General features: G+C 43.8%; 13 protein-coding genes. 3 read left to right on the top strand and 10 right to left on the bottom strand.

Annotated elements, in window-relative coordinates:
- Positions 1-120 precede the first annotated feature (120 nt).
- Both THEPK_RS02495 and THEPK_RS02490 read right to left on the bottom strand, forming a co-directional pair.
- Positions 121-498 (bottom strand): hypothetical protein, encoded by a 378-nt coding sequence (locus THEPK_RS02495; protein ID WP_042696758.1) that lies wholly within the window; start codon positions 496-498, stop codon positions 121-123.
- 50 nt (positions 499-548) lie between these two features.
- Entirely contained in the window at positions 549-971 is a 423-nt protein-coding gene (locus THEPK_RS02490) for a hypothetical protein (RefSeq protein ID WP_156882076.1), read from the bottom strand.
- 59 nt (positions 972-1,030) lie between these two features.
- On the opposite strand from THEPK_RS02490, the gene THEPK_RS02485 reads away from it, so the two are divergent.
- On the top strand, positions 1,031-2,083 hold the full coding sequence (locus THEPK_RS02485) for an aminopeptidase (protein ID WP_042697929.1): 1,053 nt from the start codon (positions 1,031-1,033) through the stop codon (positions 2,081-2,083).
- Positions 2,084-2,092: 9 nt separating this feature from the next.
- Positions 2,093-3,286 carry a redox-regulated ATPase YchF gene (locus tag THEPK_RS02480; RefSeq protein ID WP_042697927.1) on the top strand — a complete coding sequence of 398 codons (1,194 nt, stop codon included), beginning with the start codon at positions 2,093-2,095 and terminating at the stop codon, positions 3,284-3,286.
- On the opposite strand, the gene cyaB is transcribed toward THEPK_RS02480, so the two are convergent.
- From cyaB to THEPK_RS02465, 3 genes are read right to left on the bottom strand one after another with little or no spacing between them, the layout of a single operon-like run.
- On the bottom strand, positions 3,279-3,788 hold the full coding sequence (gene cyaB, locus THEPK_RS02475) for a class IV adenylate cyclase (RefSeq protein WP_042697924.1): 510 nt from the start codon (positions 3,786-3,788) through the stop codon (positions 3,279-3,281). The two genes, THEPK_RS02480 and cyaB, sit on opposite strands and share 8 nt — an antisense overlap.
- A complete protein-coding gene (locus tag THEPK_RS02470) occupies positions 3,789-4,271 on the bottom strand; it encodes an Lrp/AsnC family transcriptional regulator (protein ID WP_042697922.1) in 483 nt (160 codons plus the stop codon).
- Position 4,272: 1 nt separating this feature from the next.
- Positions 4,273-4,806, bottom strand: coding sequence for a UbiX family flavin prenyltransferase (locus THEPK_RS02465; protein ID WP_042697919.1), 534 nt, complete (start codon positions 4,804-4,806; stop codon positions 4,273-4,275).
- A 133-nt stretch (positions 4,807-4,939) separates the two neighbouring features.
- Here THEPK_RS02465 and THEPK_RS02460 point away from each other — a divergent pair, with 133 nt between their 5' ends.
- Positions 4,940-5,737 (top strand): DNA integrity scanning protein DisA nucleotide-binding domain protein, encoded by a 798-nt coding sequence (locus tag THEPK_RS02460; RefSeq protein ID WP_042697916.1) that lies wholly within the window; start codon positions 4,940-4,942, stop codon positions 5,735-5,737.
- A gap of 15 nt (positions 5,738-5,752) precedes the next feature.
- Here THEPK_RS02460 and THEPK_RS02455 read toward each other — a convergent pair whose 3' ends face one another.
- The 5 genes from THEPK_RS02455 to THEPK_RS02435 form a co-directional block, all read right to left on the bottom strand.
- Entirely contained in the window at positions 5,753-6,994 is a 1,242-nt protein-coding gene (locus THEPK_RS02455) for a sugar phosphate nucleotidyltransferase (protein ID WP_042697914.1), read from the bottom strand.
- Between the two features lie 81 nt (positions 6,995-7,075).
- Positions 7,076-7,333: a FeoC-like transcriptional regulator gene (locus tag THEPK_RS02450; RefSeq protein WP_042697911.1), complete on the bottom strand. Its 258-nt coding sequence runs from the start codon at positions 7,331-7,333 to the stop codon at positions 7,076-7,078.
- Positions 7,334-7,345: 12 nt separating this feature from the next.
- Positions 7,346-9,391 carry a ferrous iron transport protein B gene (gene feoB / locus THEPK_RS02445; protein ID WP_042697908.1) on the bottom strand — a complete coding sequence of 682 codons (2,046 nt, stop codon included), beginning with the start codon at positions 9,389-9,391 and terminating at the stop codon, positions 7,346-7,348.
- A complete protein-coding gene (locus THEPK_RS02440; RefSeq protein ID WP_232194504.1) occupies positions 9,391-9,633 on the bottom strand; it encodes a FeoA family protein in 243 nt (80 codons plus the stop codon). The genes feoB and THEPK_RS02440 overlap by 1 nt, the downstream gene beginning before the upstream one ends.
- Positions 9,634-9,801: 168 nt before the next feature.
- The gene (locus THEPK_RS02435; RefSeq protein WP_232194503.1) at positions 9,802-10,500 is read right to left on the bottom strand and encodes an AI-2E family transporter; all 699 of its coding nucleotides are present in this window, start codon (positions 10,498-10,500) and stop codon (positions 9,802-9,804) included.
- Between the last annotated feature and the right edge of the window lie 208 nt (positions 10,501-10,708).

Below are 10,708 nucleotides of genomic sequence, written 5' to 3'. Positions count from 1 at the left end.
TTCCTTTATCTCCGGTTTTGGTTGTTATGCCCATCTAATTCACCGGAATTGTATTTGCTAAGAACTACTATTTAAGTTTTCTAACGATCATTGTTGTCCACTGAAGGGGCGTGTTTAGTTTCACCCCCTGTTATTTAAACAGTATTTGACTCTGAGGAGGATTTTCAGACCATAACACATTACCCCAAGCAGGATTCGGGTTACAGTAGTCTTTTTCAGAAAACAGGGGATCCTACTGCCAAACCACGTTGTAAACGCACCCCAGAACCCCTCATGAGGATTCCTATGCCTGTACTCTTCTTCAGAAAACACTCTGTCTCTCTTCTTACTACCAAAACCACCTGGAGCGTTCTTAGTTTTCTTAACAATCGGCCGATAACCCTTTTCCACCACAGTGTTCAGAACTTTCTTTGAATCATAAGCCCCATCAGCATAAAAATTCCCAGAACCCCCCGGCAGGAGTTCAATCAGCTCGTTCTCAGAAGTTGTGATCTTCACAGCAACCGGATACAGTAAACCCGGCAGGATTCTCGTTATTGCCTGAACTTCTATCCTGCCCTTTTTTTATTTGTAATAATGGTTGAGTCTGCTTGAGTGCTGGCGTAGGGTAATTTCTGGAGTTTTTTCAGGAGGTGGTTTGTCAGTTCTTCGAGGTTCAGCTTTTTCTCCCAGTTGTGGAGGGTTGAGTAGTGAATGTTTGCTCCGAAGAATTTTCTGCCGTAGTGCTGGGCGTCTCTGAGGGGTAGGTTGTAGTATTGTTTAAAGAGGAGTATTGCCAGTATTGTTTTTACTGGAAATTTTTTGGATTTTGGCAGGTTCTTCAGCTTTCCTTCTGATTCGAAGTCTGCTAAAACGTCAAGAATTGCGAATGCCACGCTTTCAGGGTCTTTGAGTCTGTGATCCCATCTGGGGATCACGACAACCACCCGAAAGAATTCAGCAAAAACCCTAATAAAGGTTACTATAAACACGCCCTTCTTAAGCATAAGTCTAATTAAGGGGAGAAGCAAATGAGGGTTGGGGTGAAAAAATGAAGCTAATCGATGTATCAAGAATTGTTATGGAACAGGTTTTGGGAGTAGAGAACGGAGAAGAAGTTTTAATAGTAACCAACCCTGGAGAAACCCTTGAGATATCTCTGAGCCTCTTTGAAGCCGCCAAAGAGTTCGAGGCAAAACCAGCAGTAATAGTGCAGAGCCCAAAGGGGGCCTTAGATTATGCTGAGAGGGCCGTCATAGAGGCGATAAAATCAGAGCCAGATATTGTAATATCCATAAGTGAAAAGAAGCTTGGAAAAGATCCCTATGGTGTCAACATTGGGTATATTGGAAGGGACAACAAAAAACACACGCACATTTTTGAAAAACTGTTGAGAGGGGACAAAAGGATAAGAGCCTTCTGGAGCCCGGGAATAACAAAGGAGATGTATCTTAGAAGTGTCCCAATAGATTATGAAAAGCTCAGAGAGGAAGCAAAGATACTGGCTGAGGTTCTGGAAAAAGGGAAAGAAGTCCACATAACAAGCGAAAAGGGGACAGACCTTTGGATAAACATTGATGGCAGAAAGCCGTTAAAAGACGATGGAGACTTTAGAAAGCCGGGAAGAGGGGGAAATCTTCCCGCGGGAGAGGTTTTTATATCCCCTGCAGTTGGAAAAAGCGAAGGTGTGATAGTTTTTGATGGAACTTTAGGTCTCGGAGGAGAAAGCATCATACCAAAAGAACCGGTCAGGGTTTATGTTGAGAACGGGCTCGTCACAAAGGTCGAAGGGGGAGAAGATGCAAAGAGGCTTGAAGAAGCTATAAGAAGAGCTGAAAAAATGGCACTTGAAATGGGGAAGGAAGAATATGCAAGAAACGCCTGGCATCTTGGAGAACTCGGTATAGGGCTCAACCCAAAGGCCCAGATGTCAGGAAAGCTGCTGGAGGATGAAAAGATTAGAAAAACTATACACATAGCCATAGGAGCAAATTACGACAACGATGCCCCTGCTTTGAACCATTATGACTGTCTAGTTTGGTATCCGAGTGTAGAGGTTGACGGGGAGATTATCATGAAAAAGGGAGAATTCACAATACTCTGAGGTGGTACCATGGAAATCGGAGTTGTAGGGAAGCCAAACGTGGGAAAGTCAACGTTTTTTGCAGCAGCTACCCTTGTAGACGTTCAGATAGCGAATTATCCGTTTACCACAATAGACGCCAATATCGGTGTTACTTACGCAACCGCTGAACATCCGTGCAAAGAGCTTAACTGTACCCCAAATCCACAGAACTACCAGTACAAAAACGGAATCGCTCTCATTCCAATAAAGATGATAGACGTTGCGGGATTAGTGCCAGGAGCCCATGAGGGAAGGGGGCTCGGAAACAAGTTCCTGGACGACTTGAGGATGGCATCCGCTCTAATACACGTTATCGATGCAACTGGAAAAACTGATGCCGAAGGACAGCCAACAGACTATCACGACCCGGTCGAGGACATAGAGTTCCTGGAGAAGGAAATAGACTACTGGATATACGGAATTCTAAGGAAAAACTGGGAAAAATTTGCAAAAAGAGTAAAAATGCAGGGTTTAAAGCTTTCCAAAGCAATAGCGGACCAGCTTGCTGGAATTGGGGTTAGCGAAGATGACGTACTCGAGGCCATGCACAGGGTAAATTTAAGCGATGACCCAACAAAATGGAGCGATGAGGATCTGTTTAACTTCGTGAGAGAGCTCAGGAAGATAAACAAGCCCATAATCATAGCCGCAAACAAAGCCGACGCTGCCGATGATGAGCAGATAAAGCGGTTAATCAGAGAAGGGGAGAAAAGAGGGTACATAGTAGTGCCGACATCAGCAGCTGCCGAGCTGACACTTAGAAAAGCCGCTAAAGCAGGCTACATTGACTACATCCCAGGATCGAGGGATTTCAAGGTCTTAAAGCCTTTGAACGAAAAGCAAAAGCACGGGTTGGAGCTAATTAGGGAGAAGGTGCTCAACAGATTCGGCTCCACAGGAGTTCAAGAGGTGATAAACAGAGCAGTTTTTGAGCTCCTTCAGCTAATTCCAGTTTATCCTGTGGAGGATGAACACAAGCTAACCGATCAATTCGGAAACGTTCTGCCGCATGTGTTCTTAATGAAGAAGGGCTCAACGCCGAGAGACCTTGCATTTAAGGTGCACACCGATTTGGGAAGGACCTTCCTTTATGCCATTAACGCCAAAACCCACAGAAGGGTGGGAGAAGACTACGAGCTTCAGTTCAACGACATCATAAAGATAGTTGCCACCGCTAGGTGACTCTTTTTCCTTTTATAAGCTCCTGGTAAAGCCTTGGTTCGACATCTTCCTCTTTTAATCCAAGCATCCCGGCAACTTTCCATATCTCCCTCTTCGCCTCTTCTACGTTGTCGCTTATGACCTCTATATCCAGAAAATCTCCAAGTCCTTCAACCCGATTTAGCTCAAAAGTAACGTTGCCAAGCTTATACACATATCGGTGCTTCTTAACCCATATATCCTCTTTAAACCCCAAACGCTTTAAAATCTCCCTGGTCTTGTCAAAATCCCCGACCTCAACCTCTATCTCATCAAATTCTTCATTTCTCTTGTCTTTAATCTCTTTGTATCCGAGAATAACCTCGCCTGTATTTACGATATGCCTAATGCGGAGAAGGTTGGGGAGGGGGACGTCAAAATAAAGATCCTCCTGGATCTCTTCTCTGACTAGTTTAGCCCCCAATTTCTCTATTTTTTCTCTTATTTCATTCAGGACGACCCTAAATTTTACCTCAACTTCCATTTAAATCCCCAGCAGCAGCCCCTTAATTTCTTCTCCCTTCTTGAACTCCGTTATTGGATAAACCACAACCTCCCGCACACTTGGTATGGTCTTTATGTTTTCCTCAATGAACTCATTCAACTCATTTTTCGTTTCCGCCCCAACGAGGGCAACTATCTTCTCGTCCTCCGTTTTTGCCACCAAGAGAATATTGGGGAGATTTGCCAGGTTTCTTGACACATACTCAAGGTATCTCCCTAAAAAGTCCTCTATTACTGGTTTTTCTATACCTATTACTACAAAAGCAACTTCCTTAGGCCTTGCAACTTCTCCCAGAACTATCGTGTATTTTTCCACAATTCCCCTCTCAATGAGCTTCTTTATTCTGAAGTGTATGGTGGACTCTGGCTTACCCAGCCTCTCACTAATTTCTGAAATTGTTACCCGAGCATCTTCCTTGAGCACCTTTAAAATCGCCCTATCTAAATCGTCTAAATATATCACCCTACTCACCCCATCGCCTGTACAAATTATGGGGTATGCTGAGAATATCTAGAATTTTTCCAATTATAAAATTAACGATGTCGTCTAAATTTTTAGGCTTATGGTAATAACCTGGAGATGCTGGCATAACAATAGCTCCTGCTTGGGTAACCTTCAACATGTTTTGGATATGCACCAAGTTTAAAGGGGTCTCTCTTATCAGCAATACTACCTTCCTTCGTTCTTTTAGAGCAACGTCTGCAGCCCTTGTAATAAGAGTATCGGCATACCCATTCGCTATAGCGCTCAGCGTTTTCATTGAACATGGAGCCACAACGAGAGCATCGAACGGGTAAGAACCCGAAGCTATTGGCGCAAAAAGGTCATCCTCACTGAAATCAGGCCTAAACTCAATTCCCAGTTCGTGCTTTATGACCTTTAAAGCCGTTTCAGAAGCAACACTAACAACATCATGACCCAGATCTTTTAGAACTTCGATCAGTCGAACACCATAAACAACCCCACTCGCCCCAGTAATGGCAACCACGATTCTCATAACTCTTCACCGTTTTGAGTACTTTTACGTTTAGGTACTTAAAATACTTTGTGTGAATTTCATAACGGATGCATTGCTTTTCGAAATAATGTTTATAAGGTTAGGTTGCCCATATTTACACTCAGGTGTGAAGATGAAGAGAAATGACTACGCAGAGGTTCTTCTCAAAAAAGCCCTAGAGCTCACAAGGATCTTGGATATTAAAGCCTTAGTTGTAATTGGCATAGAACTAAAAAAGCCTCCCAAAGTGAACATACCAATCCTTCTAGTGGGGAGAGAAACAAGCAGACAGCATAACCTTAAAACCCTTCCCCTTCCCCTCTCAATGGGAACCAAAAATCTTGTAAATTTAGCTTCGAGCTTTATGATAGCCGAGGGGATAATCAAAGAGGGGGAAACGTTCATATACGTGACCCCATCCACGTTGGGCATTAGAAAAGCTAAAAAAGCCGTGGAGGTTAGAGATGAGTTTTTCTCTCAAATTGAGCACATTTTCCAGGAAGTTCTTGAGCTTGCCATAGAGCTTAGCCTTGAGGGCAGAGAAGGAAAGCCAGTAGGGACAATATTCGTAATAGGAGATACACAAAACGTTATCAAGCATTCCCATCAGATGGTGCCAAACCCCTTCAAGGGATATAAGATAAACATCTTCGATAAGGAGAGTAAGGAAATTATAAAGGAGTTCGCATTTTTGGATGGAGCCTTTGTTATAAGCAGGTCAGGCAGAGTACTATGTGCGGGAAGGTATTTGGATATTGATTTTAAGAAAGTAAGTGTGAATATTCCTTCTGGATTGGGAAGTAGACACCTGGCAGCAGCAGGAATTTCAAAAGTTACCAAAGCAATAGCAATAACGGTCTCAGAGAGTGGGATAGTGAGGGTCTTCAAAGATGGAAAGATAATCTTCGAGTACAACCCAAGACTGCATTAAATAAAGAATAAAGGGTCAGAAGAGCCATTGGTTTTCTATACACTCATCACATGGTGGCTTTTCTGTTGCCATGGCTCTAAACTTCGAGTATATACACTCCGGCAGTCCCAGAGGGCACCTTTCCGGGGTAAGTTCTGGCCTTACTTTAGTCGGATCAAGCTTTATCTTTAGATACGCCTCGTACTCTTCAACTTTCTTCCATGGGAGTACTTTCGCACCATATATTACGAGATTGTCATGAATTCTTGCGTAGTCTCCGATTACTGCGTTCTCTTTTAGGATGACGTTTTTGCCAACTACAACACCTTCTCCAAGAATTGAGTCCTTCAGCTCACTTCTCTCCCTTATTATATCGTGTCCCAGGAGTATTGACCTCTTGAGGTATGCCTTGTCCTCAATAATAGTGTTTGGCCCTATGTAAGTGTAGGCTTTGATTTTGACTCCATGTCCTATTTTGACACCTCTGTCAATGTATACCGGCCCTTGTATCTCAACATCCTCCGGCACTTCAGCTCCTTCTTCTACAGTATAATACCCATTGTTCTTGGCGATTTCATCTAGCGCAACTTGGTGAGCATAGAAGAAATCTTCGGGAGTTCCAAGATCAACCCAGTAGTTTTCTCTTGGCATCATGTATCCATAAACCTGGCCCTGACTCACGAGCCTTGGAAGAACTTCCCTCTCAAAGTAGACCTCTTTTCCTTTGGGTATCTCTTTCAGGACTTCTTTGTTAACCATGTAAATTCCCGCATCTACTACGTTGCTCTTGGGCTTTAGGGGCTTTTCTTCAAAATCAATTATCTTTCCTTCTTCGTCTGTAACGACGACACCGTATTTCTCTGGGTCATAGACCTTTGTAAGTGCTACCGTTACAAGCCCCTCGTTTTCTCTGTGTGCTTTTATGAGCTCCTCAAAGTTGAAGTTGGTAAAGACGTCTCCGTAAATAACTAGGAACTCCTCACCTACAAACTCTTCAATGTTCTTAAGGGCTCCTCCTGTTTCTAAGGGCATTGGATCATTGACAAACCTAATATCTTTTGGATAATCGCTCATCTTGTCCTCTATAAATTCCCTAATCTCTCCTCTCATGTAGTGTACTGAAAGGATAACCTCGTCGATCTCCTTTATCTTCTCCAAGTTTTCGAGTATGTACTGGAGATTTGGCTTGCCAAGAACCGGGATCATGGGCTTTGGTCTAGTTGAAGAGAGTGGCCTTAATCTTGTTCCAAAACCACCAGCAAGAATAACCGCTTTCATAGTATCACCAATAATACATTAGGCTATCGCCTTAAATATTTTACGTGGATTAAATATTCCCTCAATGAACAGCTTTTCAGCCTATGTATTCTTCTTGTCATCTTTCTTGAGCTCATAGAGGCTACCTTTAAACACGACACAACTACCTGGACAAATTTTCTTTAGGGGACAACTCTGGCACGAAGAGCCCATCTCGACTTTTTCCACGTAGCCCAGGCTTTCTAGGATTTTTATGATTCCTTCAACCTCATCAACCGTAAGATCTAACCTCTCAGCTATTTCCTTGGATGTTCTTACTCCATTCTTTATCAATTCCAGCACATCATCGAGTTTCCCCATCTGCTTCACCCATCAAAACCCAAGCAAGAGACCAATGTTGTAAACGAGTATGCCAACTAAGCTCGCAAGCAAAAGGTTGTAGAGAGAGGCTACCAAAGCCCACTTATTCCCTCCTTCGACTCTTATTGCCCCTATTGTTGCTATACAAGGAATATATAAAGTGGTTACCAAGGCTAAGACAAATGCCTGTAGGGGAGTCATAGCACTCTGCATCAGCGATATGAGAGCCTCTTCGCTTTCTCCTATGCCATATATTATGCCATATGTTGCAACAACATTCTCCTTAGCAATTATTCCAAAGATCAAACTAACAGCTGCCTTCCAGTCAAGGCCCATGAGCACAGTGAAGGGCTCAAAAACTTTTCCAAGCTTTTCTGCATAGCTCAAGCCGTTGCCTATGGGTTCGGGATAAGTGCTTAGATACCATATCGCCACGGAGCCGAGTAAAATTACTGTACCAGCTTTCCTTAGAAATTCCTTGCTTCTCTCCCATGAATGCACTACCGCGACTTTCCATGACGGAAGAGAATACTCGGGAAGTTCTATTACGAACGGGCTCTCCTCTCCTTTAACAACAAATTTTCCAAGGATTAGAGCCGAAAGTAAAGCGAGAAAGAGGGAAATTGCATATATACCCACTGCTACAAGGGCTTTATGGTCGCTGAAGAATGCCCCGGCTAGGAAAGTTATAACGACCATCCTTGCACTGCAGGGCACGAGTGGATTTATCAGCATGGTTAATATTCTGTCCCTTTCATCTTCTAACGTTCTTGTTGCCATTATAGCTGGAACGTTGCATCCAAATGCCAAAACCATCGGGATAAAGCTCTTTCCTGGAAGACCAAACTTTCTCATTATCCTTTCCATGACGACAGCCGCTCTAGCCATATACCCGCTGTCTTCGAGGATCGACATTGCAACGAACAGCAGAAAGACTAGAGGGAAAAAGCTCAACACTGACCCGACACCACCGATAATTCCATCAACAATGAGCCCCCTCAGAGCTTCATTGCTGATAACCGGTGCAACAAATTCACCAAATGACGCAAAAGCATTGTCCAGGAACTCCTGCATGGGAGTGCCTATTGTGAACACAAACTTGAACAGAACGTAGAACACACCCAAAAGTCCCAAGAGTCCGTAAACCGGATGAGTGAGGAACTTATCTATCTGGTCGCTGAAAGTTTCCTTAGCTTCTCCAAAGTGAGTTACGAACTGATGCATGAGTTGATCTATAAATTCATACTTTTGGTTTGCTATTACGATGTCAAGGGAGCGCTTATAGTAAACTTCCAGCTCGCTTATATGCTTAAGTATCTCATCCATTTTTCCTGAACCAAGGTAGTCCAAAACGAGCTTTATCACTTCCTGGTCCCTGGTGAGGAGCTTTATTGCCAGCCATCTGATGTTGTACATCTCCTCCAATGGAGTCTCTCTCAAAAGGTTGGAGATGTGCTCTATCTCCCTTTCTATCGGTTCCTCGTATACGGGGATTATAGGACTTGTAGTTATTCTCCCCTCGGCCATGCTGGCTATTGTTCTTTTTAATTCTTCCAGCCCCTCGCCCTCTTTGGCATTTGTTGGAACTACCGGAACCCCAAGAACTTTTTCCATTTTTTTGATATCAATGTGAACTCCTCTTTTTCTTGCGATGTCAATCTTGTTCAATGCAATGACAATGTTCTTGACTCCCATCTCGAATATCTCCATCGTCAAAAAGAGGTTTCTCATAAGGCAGGAGGCATCGACCACATTCACAATAACGTCTGCGTTCCCGTTTAGGATGAAATTTCTCGCAATGAGCTCGTCTACAGAGTTTGCAGTGAGAGAATACGTTCCGGGGAGATCAACCACCAGAAACTCTTTATCACGGTATTTCATTATGCCTTCTTTCTTTTCAACAGTTACACCGGGCCAGTTACCTACATGCTGCCTTAAACCGGTTAAGGCATTAAATATCGTGGTTTTCCCCACATTTGGATTGCCCGCTAGTGCAACGACTTTTAGGCCCTCTTTCTTTTCTTCTGGAACTTTTTCAACGCTGCAACAAGAACTCATCAAAGCTCCCTCCTAACAACTATCTTCTCCGCCACTCCTCGCCCCAGGGCTATGCGGGTGTTTCCAATAGCGATTATATACGGGCCAGGATTTCCCGATTTGACCACAAAAATCTTTGTTCCTGGAGCTATTCCCATGGACAAAAGCCTCTGCCTAGCCCCATACCCTCCTTGGATGTCCACCACAACGCCTTTCTCTCCTTCACGCATCTGAGTTAATCGTACATACATGAGCATCACCATTAGGCAAACCTAATTCTAGTTAATGGTGTGTAGATACCCTTAAAAAGATTTGGTGAGCCTAAAAATCTAAAAAAGTTTGAAAATCAAAGGAGAATAGTTCTGAAACATCTCCCCACACTGCTATTCTCGCATAATAGCGGGAAAACAAGGGAAAAATAGCAAAGGGATTCAGGATTTAGCCCTTCCTTTTTGTTCCTTCCACTCTTCCAGCAGTGTTGAAAGCAAACCCAAAGCTACAGGGCCAATTATTAATCCCTTTATTCCAAAGCCCATTATTCCGCCAAATATTCCTACCAGTGCAAGGGCAGGGTTTATTTTTGCACCTTTTGCAACAAGTTTTGGCCTAATTGTAATATCAGGGCCAGGAGATATTAAAGCTACACCATATACCGAGAGCATGACCGCTGCAAAGATATCCCCCTGAGTAAACAGATAGATGGCCCCAGCTATCCACACTATCCATCCCCCAATAACGGGTAAAAGCTCAAGGACAACGCAGAGTATCCCTGCTGCAATTGCTCCACTGAGGTTCGCCACCCCAAGGAAATAAAAGCCCAAGGTTAGCAGAAAGCCTTTAAAGATGCTCAGCATAAGCCAAGTCCTCAAAATGGCATTTAACGTCTCTTTTGCCTTTTCTACTAGCTCCATACCCAAATCTCTCCTCTCCTCGGGCAGCAGTGCATAAAGCTCTTTAGATAAAGTTTCTGAGTGCACAAGCATTCCATAAAAAACTGTGATAAAAACGATAGCCTGGAGAATCAGCTTGGGGATAGAAAGGGTGTAATTGAGGAGGTATTCGCTTACCTTTTCCGAAACCCTTTCAACCAGAATCGCGGCTGATTGCTCCACATCAAGAGGAAGGTTCAATGACAGAAACCATGCGAGTGATTCGTTTATCTGACCTCCTCCCCGCCCTGAAGGGCGAGGGTTCCAACGAGTTAACCCCTCGCCATTGGCAGGGAGGTTTGAGGGGTTTCATTTAGACCCAAGTTAAAGCGGGTCTTCGACCCCTCGGGGAGGGTCTTCCCCCCGTTACCCCTCCTCTGAGCATAAAGGCCGCCCAGATTCGGGGTTA

The sequence above is a fragment of the Thermococcus sp. PK genome, from assembly GCF_000430485.1.
GTDB classification, from domain to species: domain Archaea; phylum Methanobacteriota_B; class Thermococci; order Thermococcales; family Thermococcaceae; genus Thermococcus_A; species Thermococcus_A bergensis.
This window is presented reverse-complemented; position numbering and strand designations above follow the sequence as displayed.